This is a genomic window from Plantactinospora sp. B24E8 (genome assembly GCF_039871735.1).
In the GTDB taxonomy this organism is placed as follows: Bacteria; Actinomycetota; Actinomycetes; order Mycobacteriales; family Micromonosporaceae; genus Plantactinospora.
The window spans coordinates 28,953-50,071 of the sequence record NZ_JBDPMH010000015.1; the positions used below are offsets into that span (position 1 = coordinate 28,953).

General features: G+C 73.1%; 19 protein-coding genes. 9 read left to right on the forward strand and 10 right to left on the reverse strand.

Annotation, left to right across the window (positions count from 1 at the left end; all coding sequences use genetic code 11):
* Window positions 1-28 precede the first annotated feature (28 nt).
* Genes ABGB21_RS21430 through ABGB21_RS21440 form a run of 3 tightly spaced genes read left to right on the forward strand, consistent with a single transcriptional unit; the run spans window position 29 to window position 4,349 of the window.
* Window positions 29-1,627 carry a xylan 1,4-beta-xylosidase gene (locus ABGB21_RS21430; protein ID WP_347657292.1) on the forward strand — a complete coding sequence of 533 codons (1,599 nt, stop codon included), beginning with the start codon at window positions 29-31 and terminating at the stop codon, window positions 1,625-1,627.
* Window positions 1,624-2,313 carry a DUF624 domain-containing protein gene (locus ABGB21_RS21435; RefSeq protein ID WP_347657291.1) on the forward strand — a complete coding sequence of 230 codons (690 nt, stop codon included), beginning with the start codon at window positions 1,624-1,626 and terminating at the stop codon, window positions 2,311-2,313. Before ABGB21_RS21430 ends, ABGB21_RS21435 begins: the two co-directional genes overlap by 4 nt.
* Window positions 2,310-4,349: a beta-galactosidase gene (locus tag ABGB21_RS21440; RefSeq protein WP_347679212.1), complete on the forward strand. Its 2,040-nt coding sequence runs from the start codon at window positions 2,310-2,312 to the stop codon at window positions 4,347-4,349. Before ABGB21_RS21435 ends, ABGB21_RS21440 begins: the two co-directional genes overlap by 4 nt.
* 61 nt (window positions 4,350-4,410) lie before the next feature.
* Here the strand turns inward: ABGB21_RS21440 and ABGB21_RS21445 are convergent, their stop codons facing one another.
* Complete coding sequence (locus ABGB21_RS21445; protein WP_347679213.1) at window positions 4,411-6,573, reverse strand: alpha-glucuronidase; 2,163 nt, start codon at window positions 6,571-6,573, stop codon at window positions 4,411-4,413.
* Window positions 6,574-6,763: 190 nt separating this feature from the next.
* Window positions 6,764-7,105: a hypothetical protein gene (locus ABGB21_RS21450; protein WP_347679214.1), complete on the reverse strand. Its 342-nt coding sequence runs from the start codon at window positions 7,103-7,105 to the stop codon at window positions 6,764-6,766.
* 316 nt (window positions 7,106-7,421) lie between these two features.
* On the opposite strand from ABGB21_RS21450, the gene ABGB21_RS21455 reads away from it, so the two are divergent.
* On the forward strand, window positions 7,422-8,348 hold the full coding sequence (locus tag ABGB21_RS21455; protein ID WP_347657287.1) for a 2-hydroxyacid dehydrogenase: 927 nt from the start codon (window positions 7,422-7,424) through the stop codon (window positions 8,346-8,348).
* 85 nt (window positions 8,349-8,433) lie between these two features.
* Here ABGB21_RS21455 and ABGB21_RS21460 read toward each other — a convergent pair whose 3' ends face one another.
* The gene (locus tag ABGB21_RS21460) at window positions 8,434-9,186 is read right to left on the reverse strand and encodes a class I SAM-dependent methyltransferase (protein WP_347657286.1); all 753 of its coding nucleotides are present in this window, start codon (window positions 9,184-9,186) and stop codon (window positions 8,434-8,436) included.
* A gap of 333 nt (window positions 9,187-9,519) precedes the next feature.
* Here ABGB21_RS21460 and ABGB21_RS21465 point away from each other — a divergent pair, with 333 nt between their 5' ends.
* Complete coding sequence (locus ABGB21_RS21465) at window positions 9,520-10,977, forward strand: MFS transporter (protein ID WP_347679215.1); 1,458 nt, start codon at window positions 9,520-9,522, stop codon at window positions 10,975-10,977.
* On the opposite strand, the gene ABGB21_RS21470 is transcribed toward ABGB21_RS21465, so the two are convergent.
* From ABGB21_RS21470 to ABGB21_RS21485, 4 genes are all read right to left on the reverse strand, one after another.
* Window positions 10,943-11,242: a DUF6510 family protein gene (locus tag ABGB21_RS21470; RefSeq protein WP_347657327.1), complete on the reverse strand. Its 300-nt coding sequence runs from the start codon at window positions 11,240-11,242 to the stop codon at window positions 10,943-10,945. The two genes, ABGB21_RS21465 and ABGB21_RS21470, sit on opposite strands and share 35 nt — an antisense overlap.
* A gap of 135 nt (window positions 11,243-11,377) precedes the next feature.
* Window positions 11,378-12,142: a ferredoxin reductase gene (locus ABGB21_RS21475; RefSeq protein WP_347657284.1), complete on the reverse strand. Its 765-nt coding sequence runs from the start codon at window positions 12,140-12,142 to the stop codon at window positions 11,378-11,380.
* The gene (locus ABGB21_RS21480; protein ID WP_347657283.1) at window positions 12,112-12,711 is read right to left on the reverse strand and encodes a molybdopterin-dependent oxidoreductase; all 600 of its coding nucleotides are present in this window, start codon (window positions 12,709-12,711) and stop codon (window positions 12,112-12,114) included. Before ABGB21_RS21480 ends, ABGB21_RS21475 begins: the two co-directional genes overlap by 31 nt.
* Window positions 12,712-12,788: 77 nt before the next feature.
* Window positions 12,789-14,768, reverse strand: a complete 1,980-nt coding sequence (locus ABGB21_RS21485) for a glycosyltransferase (RefSeq protein ID WP_347657282.1) — start codon at window positions 14,766-14,768, stop codon at window positions 12,789-12,791.
* Between the two features lie 148 nt (window positions 14,769-14,916).
* Here ABGB21_RS21485 and ABGB21_RS21490 point away from each other — a divergent pair, with 148 nt between their 5' ends.
* On the forward strand, window positions 14,917-16,095 hold the full coding sequence (locus ABGB21_RS21490) for a CaiB/BaiF CoA-transferase family protein (protein ID WP_347657281.1): 1,179 nt from the start codon (window positions 14,917-14,919) through the stop codon (window positions 16,093-16,095).
* 76 nt (window positions 16,096-16,171) lie between these two features.
* Here the strand turns inward: ABGB21_RS21490 and ABGB21_RS21495 are convergent, their stop codons facing one another.
* The gene (locus ABGB21_RS21495) at window positions 16,172-17,083 is read right to left on the reverse strand and encodes a sulfotransferase domain-containing protein (protein ID WP_347657280.1); all 912 of its coding nucleotides are present in this window, start codon (window positions 17,081-17,083) and stop codon (window positions 16,172-16,174) included.
* A gap of 126 nt (window positions 17,084-17,209) precedes the next feature.
* On the opposite strand from ABGB21_RS21495, the gene ABGB21_RS21500 reads away from it, so the two are divergent.
* Window positions 17,210-17,482, forward strand: a complete 273-nt coding sequence (locus ABGB21_RS21500) for a DUF2795 domain-containing protein (protein ID WP_347657279.1) — start codon at window positions 17,210-17,212, stop codon at window positions 17,480-17,482.
* Window positions 17,483-17,536: 54 nt separating this feature from the next.
* Window positions 17,537-18,142, forward strand: a complete 606-nt coding sequence (locus ABGB21_RS21505; RefSeq protein WP_347657278.1) for a DUF1345 domain-containing protein — start codon at window positions 17,537-17,539, stop codon at window positions 18,140-18,142.
* Between the two features lie 276 nt (window positions 18,143-18,418).
* Here ABGB21_RS21505 and ABGB21_RS21510 read toward each other — a convergent pair whose 3' ends face one another.
* Together ABGB21_RS21510 and ABGB21_RS21515 are read right to left on the reverse strand one after the other, a co-directional pair.
* Entirely contained in the window at window positions 18,419-19,084 is a 666-nt protein-coding gene (locus tag ABGB21_RS21510) for a hypothetical protein (protein WP_347657277.1), read from the reverse strand.
* Window positions 19,085-19,151: 67 nt separating this feature from the next.
* Window positions 19,152-20,129 (reverse strand): pirin family protein, encoded by a 978-nt coding sequence (locus ABGB21_RS21515; RefSeq protein ID WP_347657276.1) that lies wholly within the window; start codon window positions 20,127-20,129, stop codon window positions 19,152-19,154.
* A gap of 71 nt (window positions 20,130-20,200) precedes the next feature.
* Here ABGB21_RS21515 and ABGB21_RS21520 point away from each other — a divergent pair, with 71 nt between their 5' ends.
* A complete protein-coding gene (locus tag ABGB21_RS21520) occupies window positions 20,201-21,070 on the forward strand; it encodes an LLM class flavin-dependent oxidoreductase (protein WP_347679217.1) in 870 nt (289 codons plus the stop codon).
* Window positions 21,071-21,119: the final 49 nt, after the last annotated feature.

Consider the following 21,119-nt stretch of genomic DNA (forward strand, 5'->3'; position numbering starts at 1 on the left):
CCCGACGGCACTGAGCAGAGGACAACACATGCGTTTCACCGTTCCGGCGCGCCCCTGCGGCCGGCTGACCGACGCCTGGCGGGCCTGCGTCGGCACGGGCCGTTTCGAACTGGCGCTGCGCCGCGACTACCAGGACTCGCTGGCCCTGGTCCAGCGGGAGATCGGCTTCCGGCACATCCGGGGACACGGCCTGCTGAGTGACGGGGTCGGGGTGTACCGGCCCTACGAACACCAGGGCTCGCGCCGGGTCCAGCACGCCTTCACCTACGTCGACCAGGTGGTCGACGCCTACCTCGACCTCGGCATCCGCCCGTTCGTGGAGCTGGGGTTCATGCCGGCTGCCCTCGCCTCCGGCGAGCAGACCGTCTTCTGGTGGCGCGGCAACGTCACCCCGCCGTCGTCGGAGACCGAGTGGGTGGCGCTGGTCAAGGCCACCGTCTCGCACCTCGTCGACCGGTACGGCCTGGCCGAGGTACGCGGCTGGCCGATCGAGGTGTGGAACGAACCCAACCTCCGGGACTTCTGGCTCGGCGCCGACGAGGCCGCCTACCACCGGCTGTACGAGCTGACCGCGCACGCGATCAAGGACGTCGACGCCGGCCTCCAGGTCGGCGGTCCGGCGATCTCCCCCGGCGCCGACGAGTGGCTGCCACGGTTCGCCGACTTCGTCGCGTCCCGTGACGTGCCGGTCGACTTCGTCAGCAAGCACGCCTACAGCTCGGGACCGGCCCAGCACGTGCCGTTCGGCGTACACCAGACGCTCCGGCCGGCGAGCAGTCTGCTGGAGCAGTTCGGTACGCCCCGGGACCTGCTGCGGGACACCGCGCTGGCCGGATTGCCGGTGCACATCACCGAGTTCAACTCGTCGTACCGGCCGGACAACCCGATCCACGACACCGCCTTCCACGCCGCGTACCTGGCCCCGGTGCTGGCCGCCGGGGGTGACCTGGTCGACTCCTTCTCGTACTGGACGTTCAGCGACATGTTCGAGGAGGTGGGGATACCGACGGCGCTGTTCCACGGCGGTTTCGGACTGCTCACCCACCGACAGGTCAAGAAGCCCACCTACCACCTGTACGCCTTCATGGCGCGACTCGGCGACGAGATCCTGGCGCGCGGGTCGGACCACCTGGTGACCCGGGACCGCGACGGTCGGGTCACCGTGCTGGCCTGGGCGCCGGTCGACGTCACCGGCCGGGACCCGGTGGACCGGCACGAGCTGCGGCTGTCGATTCCGGTCGGTCCGGCCGTGGCGGACCCGGCCGGTTCCCTCGACGGCGGGTCGGACCCGGCGCGGGGCTGGGCGTTCGTCCAGCGCCACACGGTCGACGAGGAGCAGGGCAACGCCTGGACGGCGTGGGCCGAGCTGGGCCGGCCCCGCTCGCCGCGGCCGCGGCAGCTGGACGCGCTGCGGGAGGCGGCCGAGCCGGGTCGCCGGCACCACCGGCTGCCGGTCGTCGCCGGACGCGTCGACCTCGATCTCACCCTCACCCGGCACGAGGTGACCCTGGTCGAGATCACCCCGGTGGTCGACGAGACGCCGTCCTGGTGGGACGAGCGCAGGCTGTTCGGGATGTCGGCCGACACCGGACCGGACGGCGACGGCACGGCGGAGGAGCGGGGATGAGCGCGGCGGCCGGAGCCCGACGCCAGTTCGGCACCGGGCCACTGTCCCGGGCCGCCGCGCTGGTCTACTGCCTGCTCGTGGTCGAACTGCTGATCCTGCTCACCGCCGTACCCGGGTTGGTGCCGCTCGTCCTGCTGGACCGGCACGCCAGCAACCTCCCGCTGGTCGCGGCCTGCGTTCTGCCGGTCGGACCGGCGGTCTCGGCCGCGCTGTACGCGGTGCACCGGCACCGCCCGGACCTGGCCGACCTGCGGCCGGCGGCGGCGTTCTGGCGCGGCTACCGGGCCAACCTCGGCCCGGTGCTGCGGCTCTGGGTGCCGGCGCTGCTCTGGCTGACCATCCTCGCGGTGAACCTCGCCCACCTCGACGCCGCCGGGGTGCCGGGCTGGTGGCGGGTGCCGCTGGTGGTGATCGCGGCGCTGAGCACCCTCTGGCTGGTCAACGCGCTGGTCATCACCTCGCTCTTCAGCTTCCGGGCCAGGGACGTGGCCCGGCTGGCCGGCTACTTCCTCGGCCGTACCCCCGGGGTGACGCTGGGCAACGCCGGTGTCCTGCTCGCCGCGGCCGCGATCACCCTGTTCAGCTCCGAGGCGGTGCTGGTGCTGCTCGGCTCGGTGCTCGTCCTGGCGCTGCTCGGCACCGCCCGTCCGATGATCGACAAAGTCCGTGAGGAGTTCACCGCGTGAGCCTGCCGCGTACCCGGAAGGTGCCCTTCGGCGGGGACTACAACCCGGAGCAGTGGCCCGAGGAGGTGTGGCGGCAGGACTACCGACTCTTCGACGCCGCCCGGATCGACACCGTCACGCTCGGCGTCTTCACCTGGGCCCGGACCCAGCCCGCCCTCGACGTCTACGACTTCACCACCCTGGACCGGATCGTCGAGCGGGCCGGCGCCGAGGGTCGGCAGATCTGCCTGGCGACCGGGACCGGCGCCCACCCGGCCTGGCTGGCCCGGGCGTTCCCGGAGGTCACCCGGGTCGACTTCGAGGGCCGTCGGCACCGGTACGGGCAACGGCACAACTCCTGCCCCAGTTCGCCGGTGTTCCGCCGGCTCTCCGCCGAACTGGCCCGCCGGATCGCGGCCCGGTACGCCGGCCACCCCGCGGTCGTCGCCTGGCACGTCGGCAACGAGTACGGCGGCGCCTGCTACTGCGACCTCTGCGCCGCCGGCTTCCGGGACTGGCTACGGTCCCGGTACGGCACCCTGGAGGCGCTCAACACCGCCTGGTACACCACGTTCTGGTCGCACACCTTCACCGACTGGGACGAGATCGAACCGCCGTCGGCGTTGACCGAGCACTGGCGCGGGCCGAACCACACCGCCTTCCAGGGCATCACCCTGGACTACCTGCGGTTCATGTCCGACGCGATGCTGGCCAACTTCGTCGACGAGAAGGCGGCGATCCGCCAGGCGAGCGACCTGCCGGTGACCACGAACCTGATGGGCATGTACCGGCCGATCGACTACCACCGGTGGGCTCCGCACCTCGACTTCGCCTCCTGGGACAACTATCCGCCGGACGACCGGTCACCGGCCTGGATGGCACTGGCCCACGACCTGATGCGCGGGCTGAAGGACGGCCAGCCGTTCTGGCTGATGGAACAGACCCCGAGCTACACGGCGTCCCGGGACGTGAACCCGCTGAAACGGCCCGGGGTGATGCGGCTGTGGAGCTGGCAGGCGGTGGCACACGGCGCGGACGCGGTGCTCTTCTTCCAGATGCGGGCCTCCCGGGGCGCCTGCGAGAAGTACCACGGTGCGGTGATCGGACACGCCGGCCGTGACGACACCCGGGTCTTCCGGGAGGTGGCCGCGCTCGGTGCCGAACTCGACCGGCTCGGCGGTACGACGCTCGGCGCCCGCACCCCGGCCCGGGTCGCGCTGCTCTTCGACTGGGACAGCTGGTGGGCGGTGGAGATCTCCGACGGGCCGTCCCGGCTGGTCCGCTACCAGCAGGTGGTGCACGCCTACTACCGGGCGCTCTGGGACGCGGGGGCGGACGTTGACGTGCTGCCGGTGACCGCCGACCTGACCCGCTACGACGTGGTCGTCGCGCCGGTACTGCACATGGTCAAGGACGACCTGCCGCAGCGGCTCGAGGCGGTGGCGGCCCGGGGCGGCTCGGTGCTGACCACGTTCCTCTCCGGTCGGGTCGACGTGCACGACCAGGCATTCCTGACGGACGTACCGGGGCCGCTCGGGGCGCTGCTGGGGATCCGGGTCGACGAGTGGGACGCCCGGGAGGCCGAGGTGGTGAACCCGGTACGGCTGACCGTCGGCGACAGCGAGGTGGGGGTCGAGTCGCGGCTGGTCTTCGAACTGGTGATCCCGCAGGGGGCGGAGGTGGTGGGCCGGTACGGGGCCGACTTCTACGCCGGCACCCCGGCGGTCACCCGGAACCGTTTCGGCGCCGGCCACGGCTGGTACGTCGGCACACACCTCGACCGGGCCGGCGTCGACCGGGTGGTCCGCCAGGTGCTGTCCCGGCACGACCTGCTGGGGCCGTACGCCGACGTGCCGGAGGTGGAGAGCACGGTCCGGGTCGCCCCGGACGGAACCCGGCTGCGGTTCCTGCTCAACCACCGGTCCGAGCCGGTCGAGGTGGATCCGGCCCCGGCCGGACTCGACCTGCTGACCGGTGACCGGGTCACGCCCGGCGAGCCGGTCCGGCTGGAGCCGTACGGCGTCCGTGTGGTGCGCGAGGAGCCGGCCGACGGGTGACCACGCCCGCCGGTGCGGCGGACAACGCCACCGCACCGGCCGCACCGGGTCCCGGCCGTCCTCAGTGGATCCGGCGGCCGTGCGCGTCCGGCACCCCCGACTTGCGGTGGAAGTAGGTGTTCACCTGGTCACGCCACTCGGTGGCGGACCGGACCTGCTCGTCGAGCCGCTCGGCCACCCGGGCCGCCACCGCCGGGTCGACCAGGTCGGCGATCTCCGCCCAGCGTCGCCGCAGCGTGGTCACCTGGTCCACCCCGGCGAAGTGGGTGTCGTAGATGTGCTGGATGACGGTGACGCCACTGTGCAGCACGTGTCCGTACGGCACATGGTGGAAGAAGAGCAGCAGCTCGTCGGGGCAGGTGTCGGGTGACTCGTACACGTCGGACCAGGGGGCCGGATACTGGCCGGTGAAGCCGGTACCGGTGGCCCGGGTCCGGTCCACCCCGACGCCGTCCCGGTCGGCGAAGTGGTAGGTGCCCCACGGGGTGTACTCGTAGCCGTCCACGTCCGGCCCGTAGTGGTTGCCCGGACGGACCATGAAGCCGACGCCGAGCGGGGCGGTGTACCGCTCGTACGTCCGCCACGAGTCGTCCATGATCTCGTGCAGCGTACGACGCAGCCGGTCGGGATCACCGGTCGCCGCCGGCACGAAGGTCAGGTCGATCCACTCGTCGAGGACCGTCAGCGGGTCCAGTCGGGGGTTCCAGGCGAGGCGACCGAAGGCGTACAGGTTCGCCTGGGCGAGCGGATGGCCGGTCCAGAACCGGTCGTCGCCGACGTTGGAGACGGCGGCCAGTCCCCCGCCGGCGCCGGTCGGGCCGGTGCCGCGCGGGCTCCGGTCGCTGACCGTCGTCGGTTGGCCAGTGACCGCCACCCGCCGGCCGGCGACCTCCGCCGTCGCGCCGGCGGCGACGTCGGCGACGGTCGGGCCGTCCGCGCCCCACAACCCGAAACCGAGCACCTCCGACCAGAGTGGACCGAGATAGCAGACGTGCCGCTGCTGGCCGGTGTACTCCTGGGTGACCTGCAACTCCACCGCCAGCCGGGTGGCCGGCATCGCGGCGATCACCGGTGAGACCGGCTCGCGGGTCTGGAAGTCGATCGGACCGTACTTCACCTGCAGGATGACGTTGTCCCGGAACTGTCCGTCGAGCGGGGCGAAGTGGTCGTACGCCGCCCGGGCCCGGTCGGTCGAGCGGTCCCGCCAGTCCTGCCGGTGGTTGTAGACGAAGGCCCGCCAGTGCACCACACCCCCGTACGGCGCCACCGCCTCGGCGAGCACGTTCGCCCCGTCGGCGTGGCTGCGACCGTACCCGAACGGGCCCGGCTGTCCCTCCGAGTCCGCCTTCACCACGTAGCCGCCGAAGTCGGCGATGGTGTCGTAGACCTGGCGGGTGGTCTTGGCCCACCAGGCCCGGACGTGCTCGTCGAGCGGGTCGGCGGTCGACAGCCCGCCGAGCGTGACCGGCGCGGTGAAGGTGACCGACAGGTGCACCCGGATCCCGTACGGCCTCAGCTCGTCGGCGATCGCCGCCAGGTCACCGAGCCGGTCGGTGAGCAGCCGCGCCTCGGCCACGTGCACGTTCACGTTGTTCACCGTGACCGCGTTGACGCCACTGGCGGCGAGCAGTCGCCCGTACGCCCGTACCCGGGCCAGGTCGGGGGTCAGGGCGCCGTCCCGCCAGAAGATCGAGCCGCCCGAGTAGCCGCGTTCGACCTGGCCCATCACCGGGTGCGCGGTGATGTTGTCCCAGTGGTTGAGCATCCGCAGCCGATTCGTCGGCCGGTGCCGCTCGACCGGAAGGTCGGCCCCGAACGCCGCCTCGCCCCGCCGGACCACCTCGAAGAGGCCGTACAGCAGCCCGGCCGGCGCGTCGGCCAGGACCACGGTGCCCCCGGCGCGGCGGGCCAGGGCGAACCCGTCGGCGCCGAGCGGCACGGGTCCGGCCGCCACTTCGGCCTGGACCGCGTCCGCGCCGGCGGGCAGCCCGGGTTCCGTGGTCAGCGCGAAGACCAGGTCGTACGACGGGTCGGCCGACTCCGTCCCGGCGGTCGACTGCCGCAGAGCGCCGCCGTAGCGGGCGGCGGCGTCGGCGACCTCCTGTCGGACCGTCTCGACGAGCAGGCCGGCGCCCCGGACGAGGGTGTGACGCGAGCCGATGGCCCGGAACACCTCGGGCGGCAACCAGGCCGGGTGGATGTCGGTGAGCTGGGGGGTGGTCACGGGTCCCTCCGGGGTGCTCCGCGCTGCTGTCGCTGGTGAATGGTCCGGCCCCGGCGGTGGGGTCCGTCCGGGCGGTCGTCCACCGGACCGGTCGAGCGCGATCCAATCGGCGCGACCTGCGAATCGATGATCGAACTCTAGTGCATCGGGGGTCTGCTGGCATGTACGGAGAACAGCCGCCGGGGTGTGGCTAACGGCCCCGGCCCACCGGCCACAACTGGATCCGGTACCACTCCCGCGCGGCGGAATCCGGCTGCCGAAGTTCGGTCAGCGCGGCGGCGAACTCCTCGGCGGACCCGGCGCGCGCCTCCTCATACCGGTCGCGCACCGTGTTGTGGTGGTACGCGACCACTCGTACCCCGTACTCACCGGGCCCCGACGGCAACTCGACGCCGACCTGCACCGCGGAGTCGCACGACTCGATGATGCACCAGCGCTCGTCGGGAAAGACGACAAAGCCTTCCCGCGCGTAGTCGAACGGCCGCTCGTCCGGCAGGATCAGCGGCATCCGTGACCAGGTCTCCACGGACACTCTCGGCCAGCCCACCTCCGTTGCGGCAACCCCGACGGCGCTCGCCGCGAACCCGATCCCGTCCCTGAAAGCGCGTCGCCCCGCCTCGGCAAGATCACGATATTCGTGTTCGCCCCGCGAGTGCAGACAGAACACCCCGTAGGAGGGTGAGACAACTGTGTCGACGACGGATCGAAGCACGGGCATCGCGACAGTGTGCCAACACCTCGCAACGGCCGGGAACCGCCGGCTATGACCGGCCTCACAAGCCGTTGACCAGCACATTTCACCGACCAGGCAGGCATCGACGGCAGCTGGCCAACTAGCCTTGCCCGACATGAAGGTGTGGATTCCTCATAAAGCCGGCATACCGCTGCTCGGCGACCTCCCGGACAGTGTTCTCGTCGAGGTCGCCGACAACCCGCAGGCGCTCCCCTCGGCACCGGACGGGGTTCAGTTCTGGCTGCCCACGTTCCTCGACCAGACCCCGATGCACCACCTGGTCACCGAACTGCCCGACCTGCGGGTGGTACAGCTGCCGAGCGCCGGCGCGGACGCCTGGCTCGACCGCCTGCCGGCCGGGGTGACCCTCTGCGACGCCCGGGGCGTGCACGACTCGGCCACCGCCGAATGGGTGGTCACCGGGATCCTGTCCCAACTGCGGGCCATCCCGTCCTTCGTCCGGGCTCAGGACCAGGGAATCTGGGCGAACGACCGGTACGCCCCGACCGACGAGCTCGCCGGCCGGCGGATCCTGATCGTCGGCGCCGGTTCGATCGGGTCCGCCCTGGCCGCCCGACTCGCCCCGTTCGAGGTGGACCTGACCCTGGTCGCCCGGACCGCCCGGCCCGCCGAGGGCGTACACGGGGTCGACGAGCTGCCCCGACTGCTGCCGAGCGCCGACATCGTGGTCCTGCTGGTCCCGCTCACCGCCCAGACCCGCGGCATGGTCGACGCCCGGTTCCTGACCGCGATGCGGGACGGGGCCATGCTGGTCAACGCCGCCCGCGGCCCGGTCGCCGACCCGGCGGCGCTGCTCGCCGAACTGGCCACCGGCCGGATCTCTGCGGTGCTGGACGTCACCGAACCCGAACCGCTGCCGGCCGGGCACCCGCTGTGGCAGCTGCCGAACGTCCTGATCACGCCCCACGTGGGCGCCCAGGTGCACGGACTGCTGCCCCGCATGTACCGGCTCGCCGCTGCACAGCTGCGTCGGTTCCTGGCCGGCGAACCGCTGCACAACCAGGTCGCGAACGGCTACTGAACCGGAAGTCGGACGCGGTGCCGGGTCGGGGCCGACCGTCCCGCCCGGCACCGCCCCGCCCCGGCGCCCGGGGCACCGGGTCGACTCAGCCGCGCCTGCGGGCCCCGAACAGGTACCGCCGCGAGTACGCCACGAACGGGCCGTCGGATTCGATCCGCCGATGCAGGTCCAGCAGCCGGTCCCGGTAACCGTCGACGGTGAAACCCGGCACCGTCCAGACCACCTTGCGGAGGAACACGATCACGGCGGCGACGTCGAAGAACTCCATCCGCAGCGCCTCGCTCCGCAGGTCCACCACGTCCAGTCCGAGCGCGGTCGCGGCCACCCGGGCCCGCTCCGGATCGCGGGCCCGCCCGACCGGCTGCGGTCCCATCAGGAAGTCGGTGAGTTCCCGTACCGACCCGGGACCGACCTGCTGGGACAAATAGGTGCCGCCGGGGGCCAGCACCCGGGCCACCTCGGCCCAGCGCACGGTCACCGGGTGGCGGCTCACCACCAGGTCGAACGCACCGTCGGCGAACGGCAGGTCGGCGTCCTCCCCGACCTCGACCACCATCCCGCCCAGGGGGGCGAGCCGCTGCCGGGCCAGCGCCACGTTCGGTGGCCAGCCCTCGGTGGCCACCAGTACCGGTGGCGGCTTCGGGATGCCGGCCAGCACCTCACCGCCGCCGGTCTGCAGGTCCACCGCCCGGTCGGCGAGCGCCATCCGTTCACCCATCAACCGGGCGTAGCCCCAGGACGGCCGCTGCTCCGTGGCCCGGCCGGCGAACCAGGAGAAGTCCCACCCGTCGACCGGGACGGCGATACCCTCGGCGACGAGTTCCGCGAAATCAGCCACCGGGTGAGTCTCGCGACGGCCCGGGCCCGACTCAACCGGGTTCCGGGGCCGGGACCCTTCCGGTACGCTCCCGTCATTCGACGTAGAACACCAGGAGGGTGATCATGGACAGGGCTCTCCTCGGCACGGTGCAGGTACCCGCTTCGGCGCGGAAGTCCACCGCCCGCTGATCCCGCCACCTCGACGTACGCCGGTCCGCTCGGCGTACGTGGCGGTAACGCGCCCCGTCGACCTCCGGCTCGAAGCGATCGATCCCACCAGGCCGCCCCGTCCGGGCGGCTGATCTCCGGCGCCCTCGTCCGGCGCCGCCGCATCGCTTCCGAGGAGTTCTCCGTGTTCTCGCACGTCGACTCCGGGCGCTCCGACGCGTCCGGAACCCACCGACCCCGCCCGCTGGGCCGGGAGTTCGGCAAACTCTGGGCCGCCAGCGCGGTCTCCAACCTCGGCGACGGGGTGACCATGGTGGCCGGTCCCCTCCTGGTCGCCTCGCTCACCGCTGATCCGGCACTGATCGCCGGGGCGGTTGTCGCCCAACAACTTCCCTGGCTGCTGTTCGCCCTGATCGGCGGCGTGCTGGTCGACCGGTACGACCGCCGCCGGGTGATGGTGGTGGTCAACCTGGGTCGGGCCGGCGTCCTCGCCGCGCTGGTCGGGGCGGTGCTGGCCGGCCCCGCCCCCTCCGTCCTACTGATCGTCGTCTACCTGGCCTTCTTCCTGCTCGGCACCGGCGAGACGATCGCCGACACCGCCGCGACGGCCCTGCTGCCCGCCGTCGTGCCGGACGAGCGCCTCGAGCAGGCGTACGGATGGCTGCAGGCGACGTTCGTGGTCGGCAACCAGTTCGTGGCCAAGCCGCTCGGGGCGTACCTCTTCGTGGTCGCGGTGGCGGTGCCGTTCGGGTTCAACACGACGACCTTCGTGGTCGCGGCGCTGCTGCTCGCCGTACTCCGATGGCGCCCGGTGCCGGACGACCGGTCGACGGCCGGCGACACAGCGGTCCGGCGGAGCCTGCCGGCCGAGGTCCGGGCCGGTCTCCGGGCGCTGTGGTCGTCCGCCGTGTTGCGGATGCTGGCGGTCTGCCTCGGCCTGATGAACCTGGTGTTCTGCGCGGCGTTCGCGGTGTTCGTGCTCTACTGCCGGGACCGGCTCGGCCTGTCCGAGGTCGGCTTCGGGGTGCTGCTGACCGCCTCGGCGGCCGGCGGCCTGCTCGGCGCCGGGCTCGCGCCACGGCTGCGCCGCCGGTACGGCACTCCGGCGCTGCTCCGGGCCGGTCTGATCATCGAGACCGGCACCCACCTGGTGCTGGCGGCGACCCGGGAACCGTGGCTGGCCGCGGCGGTGCTGGCGCTGTTCGGGGTGCACACCATGGTCTGGGGCGCGCTGGTGATGGGACTGCGGGCCCGGCTGGTCCCCGACCACCTGCGCGGGCGGGTGAACAGCGTCTACGGGCTGCTCGACCTCGGCGGCGCGGCGCTGGGCAGCCTGCTCGGCGGGATCCTCGCCACCCTGACCGACAGCCTCACCGCCCCGTTCTGGGTCGCCGGGGTGGCGACGGGGCTGCTCACCGTCGCCTTCTGGGGCCGACTCGCCGCCACGGACGGGACCGCGCCGACCGCCACGGGCGTGACGGCCCCGACCGGCGACCCGACCGAACCGGTGGCCACGGGCGTCACGGACCCGACCGCGTGGGGGCGGTCGACCGCGCCGGCGCGGGAACGGCCGGAAACGGCAGCCGACCAGGATCAGGCGGCGACGGTCACATCGCGACCGGGTTCGGCCCCGGCATCATGACCGGCTCGGCCGGCATCGGCACCTGCAGGAAGGTCGCGCCGCGCAGGTCCAGCCAGGCGGCGGTCGGGGTCCGGACCAGCCGGAGGATGACCTCCTGGCAGGACGGGCAGCGGGCTACCACGCCGGGCGCGTTCGCGTAGACCCGGAGGCCGGCCACCGGACCGGTGCGCCCGCACGAGGCGCACCGGCCGGTGGCCGTACTCAGGTCCACCGCGAACAGTTCGGCCAGCGGTCCGGCCAGCATGTTGCCGTCCAGGTAGTCCATCGCCGGCTGCTCGGGATAGAACTGGTCGGTCATCTCGTCTCCAAACAGTCGGGCTCGACGCGGTCGGTGTGACCCGGGACAGGCGGCCGACAGTCGGCGTCGTCGGCTCCGGGTCGTCCGTGGTCGGTCCGGCGGTCAGCCCCCGGTCGGGCCGAACCGCTCGGTGCGGATCCGGCGGGGCTCGTGCCCGAGCGCGACCAGGATGTCCGCGACGGTCTCCACGAAACCGGTCGGACCGCAGACGTAACAGGCGGGCTCGAGCTGGGGTGGCCAGCCGTGGGTGTTCAGGTCGGCGACGCCGATCCGGTGCGGGCTCGCCGACGAGCCCTCCGGCGCCTGGCGGGTGTAGAGGTAGGTCACGTCGAGCCCCTGGTCGTCCCGGACCCGTCGACGCAACTCGTCGGCGAAGTAGATGTCCTGCTCGGTACGGACCGAGTAGACCAGCCGGAACGGCACCCGGCTACCGGCCGCCCGCCGGGCCCGGACCATCGCCATCAGCGGCGCGATCCCGGAGCCGCCACCGACCAGCAGGACCGGCGCGCTGTCGGTGACCCGCCAGACGAAGTAGCCGCCGATCGGCCCCCGGACCTCCAGCGGGTCACCGACCGCGAAGACGTCCACCAGGTACGGCGACACCTCGCCGTCGGGCACCCGCTGGACCGTCACCTCGACCCGGTCACCGTCCACCGGCGCCGAGATCGAGTAGCTGCGCGCCGCCTGGTAGCCGTCGTCGGCGGTCAACCGCAGGTCGACGTGCTGGCCGGGCTGGTGTCCGGGCCAGTCCGGCACCTCCAGCACCAGCGTCGCGGCCGTCTCCGTCTCCTGGCGACGGTCGACCAACCGGGCCACCCGCCAGGTGGCCCGGTTGGTCAGTCGCCCTGGTACCGCTGTTCGCGCCATGGGTCACCGTAATCGTGGTAGCCGGCGGTCTCCCAGAAACCGGGCTCGTCGGTCAGCCCGAGCCGGATACCCCGTACCCACTTGGCCGACTTCCAGAAGTAGAGGTGCGGGACGAGCAGCCGGGCCGGGCCGCCGTGCTCGGACGGCAGGTCGTCGCCGTCGTAGCGGTGGACGATCCAGGCCTGCCCGTCACGCAGGTCGTCCAACGGCAGGTTGGTGGTGTAGCCGCCGTACGAGTGCACCAGCGCGTAGTCGGCGGCCGTCTCGATCCCGTCGAGCAGGGTGTCCAGCGAGACCCCCTCCCAACTGGTGCCGAGCTTCGACCAGTGGGTCACGCAGTGGATGTCCACCGTCGGGGTCTCCGTCGGCAGCGACCACATCTCGTCCCAGGTCCACCGGTACTCCGCACCGGTCTCCGTGGTGATCACGAACTCCCAGTCCGTCAGCGGCACCCGTGGGGTGGGGCCGGCGGAGAGCACCGGGAAGTCCTCGGTCAGGTACTGACCCGGCGGCAGCGCCGGCTCGCTCGGACGACGCCGTCCCTGGAAGCCCGGAGAGACAATTCCCACCCGACAGTCCTACCACCCCGCGCGCCGACCCCGAAGCCGAACCCCGGTACCTGCCCGCCACACGGGGCCGCGACCGGTCAGGAGACGGGTCCGTCCAGCAGTTCGGCGGGCAGGCCGGACCAGCGGGCGTACGCGCTGTCCAGGAAGTAGTCCTGGCCGGGATCCCAGGTGTGGCCGGCGGCCCGACGGTGGTAGACGTAGCCGAGCGGATGGGTGCGGTAGACGATGCCCCCGTCCCGACGGACCCGCCGCAGCAGTCCGAGGTCGACCGAACGGGGCACCGGCCGCCAACCGCCGACCGCTTCGAGATCCCCCCGGCCGATCAGCATGGTTCCGCCGGCCACCACCTCCGCGTCGCTCTCCGCGGCACCGGACGGACGCCGGATCGTGATGCCGAGCGTCTCCAGGTGGACGAACTCCGAACCTTTGCCGACCACCGTCGCGCCCGAGTAGTGCCGGGCCAGCACCAGGTCCCAGACGTGCTCGGCGCCGTAGCTGTCGTCGTCGTCGAACTTGGTGACCAGGCTGCCCCGGGCCCGACCGGTGGCGGCGCCCAACGCCGCGCCGAAACTGACCGTCGCCGGCACCTCGACGACCTCGTACGGCCGTCCGCCGGCGGCGAGCAGGGCGCGTACCGGCTCGGGCAGTGCACAACCGTGCAGGCAGAGCAGCAGTTCCAGGTTCGGGTAGGTCTGCCCGACGATCGTGCGTACCGCCGCCGGAAGCAGGTCGGGGCGGCGGGTGGCCAGGATCGCGCTCACCGACGGGGGGTGGGGCAGCCCGGGAAACGGGGCGGCGGCGAGTCGCGGTAGCGCGAACCCGGTGGCGTGCCCGCGCAGGGCCGCCCGACGCTGCCGGACACTGCGGGCCTCCCGGGCCAGTGGACCGTCCTCCGGCACCGGCGTACCGACGATCTCCCGCAGTTCCGGGGTGAGCAGCGCGGCGACCCGCTCCGGCAGGGCCGGCGCGGACAGCGTCGCCCCGGTCATCGCCACCTGGACCAGCAGCGCCGCCACCGCGACCGGGTCGGTGTCCGGCACGGTGGCGCAGTCGACGACGCCGACCCGCCGGAGGGTGGCGAGGTCGGCGGCGGTCAGCCCGGGTCCGTCCACCGGCCCGACACCCGGGCGTCGTCGCCCCGGCGGCCGTGCGGCGAAGTCCAGCCGTATCCGGGGGGCGTCCGACCGGTAGGAGTCGGCCCGGCGGCCCCGGGGGTTGACCCGGCGCGCGTCCACCAGCACCGTCGCCGGGCCGGTGCCGGGCCGTGGCCCGTGCCGGCCGGTGACCCACCCCGCGGCGTACGACGGCGCGGCGGGCGGCGGCAGCGTGAGCCCGTCGGTTCCGTCGGTTCCGTCGGCGGGCGGCGGCGGATCGGCGGGCGGCGGCGAGTCGGTCCACAGCACCAGGTCGTGGGCGCGGATCTCGGTGTCGACCGGCAGCCGGTTGCCGGTCAGGACCGCGACCGGCCGGCCGGGCAGGTAGTCGGGCAGGGTGTCCCAGCAGGTCAGCTCCGCGCTGGCCGGGGTGGGCAGCGGCCGGTCGGGGGTGAGCGCGGGCAGCGCCGCCCGCAGCACGTCGCGCAGCCGCGTCGGCCGGGAGAGCCGGACGGCGACGCTGGCCGGGCCACGCCCGCGGTAGGGCAGCGTGACCCGGTGCCGACGGAGGTGGTCGAGCGGGCCGATGCCGAGTGACCAGCCGCGCCGGGGCGCCCGCCAGTACGCCACCACGATCGTCGTACGCCGGGTCGACGTCGCCGAGACCGGCAGGGTGAGCAGGTCCCGGAGCCGGTCGACCGAGCCGGCGAGGACCAGCAACCGGCCCCGGCCGGGAAGCCGGAGCACCCGCAGTCCGACCCACCGGCCGAGGCGTTCGGCCCGGGTCGGTGGCGGCGCACCGACCAGGCGCCACCACCAGTGCCGCTCCGGTCGGGCACGGGAACCCGGCGCGGGCGCTGCGATGTCCGGTCCCCCGGACGCCGGGCCCGCCCCCGGTACGGTCGCCCCTGGCTCCACCTGCTCGCCGGTACGCATCTCGCTCCGCTCCTGCCGCTCCGCCACCGGTGCCACCGTCCATCGGCGCCTGCCGACACACAGCAAGACAGCGCTCTGTCCGCTGTTGACCACGGTTGGTGACTCCCCCGCCGACGATAGGCCCTGCCGGTTGTCGTACCCGCCAACTCCGGCCCGAGTGTCCTATCGTTCGGCGATGACCGACACCCGGCCGGCACCCGCGACCGGCCCGCTCCGTGGTCTCCGCGTCATCGAACTCGCCGGCATCGGACCGGCTCCGTTCGCCGCGATGGTCCTGGCCGACCTCGGCGCGGACGTGATCCGGATCGACCGGGTCACCGAGGTACGCCCGGAACGGTTCGGCACCCCCCATCCCGACCTGCTCAACCGGGGACGCCGCTCACTCGCGGTCGACCTGCGGAAACCGGACGGACGGCGGCTGGTGCTCGAGCTGACCCGTACCGCCGACGTCCTCGTCGAGGGTTTCCGGCCGGGGGTCACCGAACGGCTCGGCCTGGGGCCGACGGAGTGTCTGGCGGTCAACCCCCGGCTGGTCTACGGGCGGATGACCGGCTGGGGACAGGACGGCCCGAACGCCGGGCACGCCGGACACGACATCAACTACCTGGCCCTGACCGGCGTGTTGCACGGGATCGGCCGCGCCGGCGAGCGACCGGTGCCGCCGATGAACCTGGTCGGCGACTTCGGCGGCGGCGGGATGCTGCTGGCCCTCGGTGTGGTCTGCGCACTGTACGAGGTACGTGGCGGCGGGGCCGGGCAGGTGGTGGACGCGGCCATGGTGGACGGCGTCTCACTGCTGTCCACGATGATCCACGCACTGCGCGGGATGGGCCGCTGGCAGGACGACCGTGGGGTCAACATGTTCGACGGCGGTGCGCCGTACTACGACACCTACGAGTGCGCCGACGGCGCATACCTGGCGGTCGGCGCGGTCGAACCACGGTTCTACGCCGAACTGGTCCGGCTCACCGGGTTTCCGTTGCCGCCGGACGAGGCGCTCGACCGGGACGACCCGGCGAACTGGCCGGCGCTGCGCCGGGCCTGGGCCCGGCTGTTCCGGACCCGGAGCCGGGACGACTGGGCCGCGCTGCTGGAGCACACCGACGCCTGTGTGGTGCCGGTGCTGGACTGGCGGGAGGCACCGGAGCATCCGCACCTGGCGGCCCGCCGGGTCTTCGTCGAGCACGCCGGTGCGGCACAGCCGGCGCCGGCACCGCGGTTCAGTCGTACCCCCGGGGCGATCCTCCGGCCTCCGCCGCAACCCGGTGAGCACACCGACGAACTGCTGGCCGCGGAGCTGGGGCTGGACACCACGCGGATCCGCCGGCTCCGGGACGCCGGCACGGTGGCCTGATCCGGGTCCGGGACGCCGACACGGTGGTCTGACCCACGCCGGACCGCCCCGGGCCCCGCACCGAGATCGGCACGGGTCAACGGATGACGCCCGGCCCCCGCTCGCCGTGCAGCCAGGCGATCAGCTCGGGTGGCCCCAGCCGGGCCACCCGGGCCCGGTAGTGGGCGAGTTCGTCGGCACTGAGCAGTTCGCGGCCCGCGCCCGACCCGCCGCGTCGGAAGAACGCCCCGCGGTCCTTCAGGACCCCGGCCGGATCGGGGGCGAGTCGGTCGGCGCGGGCCCGCATCCGGTCGAAGGTCGCCGCCTCGACCAGCCGGGGCCACCGCCGGTCCGGCACCCCGATACCGAGCCGGTCGGCGATCCGGCGCATCTGCCCGTCGAGGTCGGCGACCAGGTCCGCGTAGTGCACGAGCAGGATGTGGGGCTGGTCGCGCCGCGCCCAGGCGTCGGAGAGGTGCCAGAGCACGCCCGGCAGCGAGTCGAGGGCCTCGGCCGGTTCGACCTCGCGGTCGATCCAGCGCAGCAGCCACTCCCGCAGCGGTGGCCGGACACCCGGTGGGGTGGCCGGGGCCGGCGCTCCGGTGAGTTGCCGGATCCGCTCCCGGTCGAGGTTGCCGCTCTGGTGGTACAGCGAGACCGCCATGTCGAGCGGGTCCCGGGCGACCACGATGTACGTGACCGTCGGGTCCAGCGGGAGACCGTCCAGCGGGGTGTGGGTCTTGACGAACCGACGGTGCGGTTGCGCGGCGAGCCGGGCGAAGACCTCGTTCCGGGGGACGATCAGCCAGTCCAGCCAGGGCGAGAGTTCCGCGAGCGGTGCCGGCGGCTCCGGCTCCTGGAACACCAGCAGGGCGCAGATCATCTGCATCCAGGTGGTGCCGCTCTTGGACCGGGTACTGATCACGATGTCACCAGGCCGGTGCGGGAAGCCGAGCCAGCGGGCACTGTCCTCGTCGTCTGAGCGGTACCGGACGGGGTGGCTGGGCATCCGGGCAGGATAACGGTCCCGCCGCCGCCGCCCACCGACATACCCCGGTCGGCAGGCGTGACCGGCGCGGTTACGGGTATCCGGCCGCCCGGTGGAGCGGAGACGACCGGCGAGGAGCGGAATCCCATGGTGACCAACGCGGACGTACTGCGGTACCTGCAGTCGATGGACTTCCCGGCCCCGAAGGAGGACATCGTCCGGGAGGCCGAGCGCGCGGGCGCGCCCCGGGAGGTGCTGCAGGCGTTGCGGGCGATGCCACCGGTGGACTACCGGAACACCGAGGAGGTGGCCCGTTCGGCCGCCACCGACCTGGCCCCGGACGCGTCCCCCGCCGAGTTGGCCGCGAAGACCCGCAACCGTACGCACCAGCGGGTCGCACGGCACATGCGTCAGATCTGACCCGGCGTACGCATGGGGCGCAGCCGCCGCCAGCCGCCTCGAGCCTCGACGCAGGTGGCCGTCATCACCGTCGTCGGGCTTCTCGTCGGGCTTCCCCTGACGCTGCTGCACTCCCCGGTGATGGGTCCGCTGATCGGCTGGGACGCCGCAGCCGTCACCTACCTGGTCTGGGCCTGGCTGCTACTGTCGCGACGGACCTGGCAGGAGACCGCCGAACTGGCCGTCCGGGAGGACCCGAGCCGACCGGTCCGCGACGTCGTGCTGATCACCGCCGGCCTGGCCAGCCTGCTCGCCATCGGCATCCTGCTCGCCACCGACCAGTCGGTGCGCGGAGTGGACCGGGACCTGAACATCGGAGTCGGCATCGTCAGTGTGCTGCTCTCCTGGACCGTGGTGCACACGGTCTTCACCGCCCGGTACGCCCGGCTGTACTACACCGGGGAGGACGGCGGGGTAAACTTCCACCAGACGGAACCGCCGACGTTCGCGGACTTCGCGTACCTCTCGTTCACCGTCGGGATGACCTTCCAGGTGGCGGACACCGATCTGACGTCACGTCCGGTACGTGCCACGGTGCTCGCGCACGCCCTGGTGTCGTACCTGTTCGGAGCGGTGATCATCGCTGCGACCATCAACCTGCTCGCCGGACTCGCGCACTGACCGGTGTCGGTCGGGTCCACGGGGGTCGGACCGGCGGGCGTCGCACCGCGGGACGGCACCGGACGAGGCGCCCCGCCCGCCTCCGCGCGGCGGCGCGGGCAGGGCACCACGTCCGACAGTGCCCCGGCGTCGACACGTCCGAACCGGACGCGGTCACCGGGCAACGGCCGCTCCCCGAACCGGATGAGCGATCACCGTCGCCTCATCCTACGAGTCACCATCGGCCGTCCGGCCAAATTTCCGGAAACTGTGGGGGAACCCACGGCACTTTCTCCCCTAACAAGGGATTTTGTCGTATGTGTCCTCCAGGTCGATCCTGGCCAACGCGCCGACCAGCCAGGCCAGCCGCTCCGACTCACCGCCCCCGGCGAGGCTCGCCAGGTCGGCCGCCGACCGGCCCAGGCCGAGCCGCCGGGCGGCGGCGAGAGCCCGCCGGTCGGCGACCGGTGCGGTCTCCCGCCACAGCGCCTGGACCTCGCGCAGGAACAGGTCGGTCACCTCGCCGTCGACCCCGGGCAACTCGCCGAGCAGGGCCCGTTCCCGGTCGGGCCGGTACCCGGCCGCGACGCGGAGTCGACGCAGGTCACCCTGGTAACGGGCGACCAGGACGCCGGCCAGGTCCCCCAGCGTGCCGGCGACCCGGTCCGCGTCCGTAGCGCGACCGTGTTCCCGCAGTACGGCGGCCCGCGCCTCGGGCCGGGAACGGAGCATCCGGGCCGGGCTCTCCCATCCGCGGCCGTACAGGGCCAGCGCCGGTGCGACGGCGCGCCGGACGTCGCCGGTACGGCGGAGCAGGATCGCCAGGCAGAGCACCTGGAAGAGGCTTGCCGGGTTGTTGGTGACCCGGATGCCGTACTCCTCGGCGAAGCCCCGGCCCCGGCCCGCCAGCCGACGGGCCAGCCGTCTGCGTTCCTCGACGCTCGTGGTCACAGTGGTTGCCATGCCGGCGACTACCCATCACGGCGCACGGCAAAGCAGCACGGAGCCGGTGGGTGGACGGCGGGCGGCGTCACCCGACCGTGCGACCGTGCCGGTCCCGGCTCTTGAGCCGGGTGGTCGGCATCGTCGGGGCCGGCAACGGGGCGCTGTCGTCCCCGTGTACCTTGCCGAACCGGGAACCACCGGCCATCCACTCCGTCCGGGCCTCGAGGATCTCCTCGTGCGAACGGCCGACGAAGTTCCACCACATCACCAGCGGCTCGTCGAAGGGCTCCCCGCCCAGCAGCATCAGCCGGGCCGGGCCGTCCGCGCGGATCTCGAGTTCCCGGCGACCGGTTCCGAGACAGAGCAGCGAGCCGGGGGCGAGCGGGACGCCGGCGACCTCGGCCGTACCCGACATCACCAGCACCCCGTGCTCGAAGTCACCCTGCAACGGGGTCCGGGCGGTGCCGCCGTGCGGCAGCCAGAGCTGGGCACCGAGCAACGGCGTGTGCACCACCGCCCCCGACCGGGCTCCGCCGAGCTCACCGACCAGCACGGTGACCGAGACGTCCCCGTCGTCGAGCACCGGCAGGTCGGCGTGGTGGGCGAACCCGGGCGGTCCGGACCGGGCGCCGTCCGGCAGCGCCACCCAGAGCTGCAGTCCGTGCAGGGTGGGCGGATGGTCGGGTGGGGAGTACTCGGCGTGGGCGATGCCGCGCCCCGAGGTCATCACGTTGAGCTGGCCCGGCCGGATCAGCTGGTCGCTGCCGAGGCTGTCCAGGTGTCGGATCTCCCCGTGCACCAGCCAGGTGACGGTCTGCAGTCCGGTGTGCGGGTGCGGGCCGATACCCATGCCGGGCCGGTTGGCGACGTCGTCCGGGCCGAAGTGGTCGACGAAGCACCAGGCCCCGATGGTCCGGCGCGAGCGGTGCGGGAGTAGCCGACGCACGGTGGTGTACCGCCCGAGCGGTACGTCGTGGCCCGGCAGCAGGACGTTGGTCGGCTCGGCCACGGCGGTCGCCGCGGGCGGGACGGTCTGCCCGGGCATGGGTTCGGTGCTGCTCACCCGTCCGAGGGTACGCGGGCACCACGTGCCGGAGGCGCCGAGCGGGCGCGTCCGGTGCCAGACTGGTGAGCATGGATCACGCGGTGCGGTTCGGCCTGAACGCGGACCCGAACGTCGGTGGCCTGGCCATCGCCGAACGGATCGCGAGGATCGCCGACGACAACGGTCTCGAGTACGTCGGCGTGCAGGACCACCCGTACAACTCCGGATTCCTCGACACGTTCACGGTGCTGACCTGGCTGGCCAGCCGGACCCGTCGGGTCCGGCTCTTCCCGAACGTGGCCAACCTGCCGCTGCGCCCGCCGGCGATGCTGGCCAAGCAGGCCGCCAGCCTCGACGTGGTCAGTGGGGGCCGGTTCGAGCTGGGGTTGGGCGCCGGCGGCTTCGTCGACGCCATCGCCGGGATGGGCGGGCCCCGCCGCACCCCCGGTGAGGGCCGGGCGGCGCTGTCCGAGGCGATCGACATCATCCGGGCGAGCTGGGCCGGCGAGCCCTTCGCCCACCAGGGCCGACACTACGCGCTGGCGGGCGTCCAGCCGGGTCCCCGACCGGCACACGGGATCGGGATCTGGCTCGGTGTGGTCGGGCCCCGGGCGGTACGGCTGGTGGGGGCGAAGGCGGACGGCTGGTCGGTCTCCGCCCCGTACGTTCCGCCGGACCGGCTGACGGAACTCCATCCGCTCATCGACGAGGCAGCCCGGGCCGCCGGCCGGGACCCCGACCGGCTCGTCCGGCTGTACAACGTGATGGGGCTGGTCACCGCCGAGGACCGGGACACCTTCCACGGTCCGGTACGACGGTGGGTGGAGACGTTGACCACGCTGCACCTCGAGCACCGGATGAACACCTTCGTCTTCTGGCCCGGCGGCGACCGGGAACGGCAGTCCCGGATCTTCGCCGAGGAGGTGGTACCGGCGGTGCGGGCGGCGCTGCCCGGCTGAGTCGCCACCGGCGTGTTGGCCCGCCCCCGGTCGGCCGGACCCAGCCCCC

Coding starts and splice junctions, on each gene's coding strand:
- ABGB21_RS21455 (WP_347657287.1), top strand. CDS start 7,422: ATGAAGGTGTGGATTCCTCATAAAGCCGGCATACCGCTGCTCGGCGAC.
- ABGB21_RS21520 (WP_347679217.1), top strand. CDS start 20,201: ATGGATCACGCGGTGCGGTTCGGCCTGAACGCGGACCCGAACGTCGGT.
- ABGB21_RS21430 (WP_347657292.1), top strand. CDS start 29: ATGCGTTTCACCGTTCCGGCGCGCCCCTGCGGCCGGCTGACCGACGCC.
- ABGB21_RS21500 (WP_347657279.1), top strand. CDS start 17,210: ATGGTGACCAACGCGGACGTACTGCGGTACCTGCAGTCGATGGACTTC.
- ABGB21_RS21510 (WP_347657277.1), bottom strand. CDS start 19,084: ATGGCAACCACTGTGACCACGAGCGTCGAGGAACGCAGACGGCTGGCC.
- ABGB21_RS21490 (WP_347657281.1), top strand. CDS start 14,917: ATGACCGACACCCGGCCGGCACCCGCGACCGGCCCGCTCCGTGGTCTC.
- ABGB21_RS21435 (WP_347657291.1), top strand. CDS start 1,624: ATGAGCGCGGCGGCCGGAGCCCGACGCCAGTTCGGCACCGGGCCACTG.
- ABGB21_RS21470 (WP_347657327.1), bottom strand. CDS start 11,242: ATGGACTACCTGGACGGCAACATGCTGGCCGGACCGCTGGCCGAACTG.
- ABGB21_RS21495 (WP_347657280.1), bottom strand. CDS start 17,083: ATGCCCAGCCACCCCGTCCGGTACCGCTCAGACGACGAGGACAGTGCC.
- ABGB21_RS21475 (WP_347657284.1), bottom strand. CDS start 12,142: ATGGCGCGAACAGCGGTACCAGGGCGACTGACCAACCGGGCCACCTGG.